Here is a 247-nt window from a genome sequence, read left to right as displayed (position 1 = left end):
TTTCACGGTGCCAGTTGGCATAATCTCCGCGCCTCCTTTGTCTTTGCGTCTCTGCGTTCAGCAGAATGGCGAAAGCGATTGAATTGCGACCCGCCATAATAGAAAGATCGCGCGGACTGGAAAAAAATCAAGCGAACAGCTGCGAGATCCGCAAATGGGCGCGGGATCGCGGGGCTGAGGGAGACGGATGTGCTAATTTATGGGCTGAAAAATTGCGACAGCTGTCGCAAGGCGAAAAAGGCGCTGC

General features: G+C 53.8%; 1 protein-coding gene. It reads left to right on the top strand.

The annotated features are described in order from the left end of the window. Window positions 1-65: 65 nt before the first annotated feature. On the top strand, window positions 66-247 hold a 182-nt coding region (locus FCK22_RS19200), incomplete at its 3' end, for a hypothetical protein (protein WP_211243611.1).

The sequence above is a fragment of the Sulfitobacter sp. 15WGC genome, assembly GCF_005068605.1.
GTDB classification, from domain to species: Bacteria; Pseudomonadota; Alphaproteobacteria; order Rhodobacterales; family Rhodobacteraceae; genus Sulfitobacter; species Sulfitobacter faviae.
This window is presented reverse-complemented; position numbering and strand designations above follow the sequence as displayed.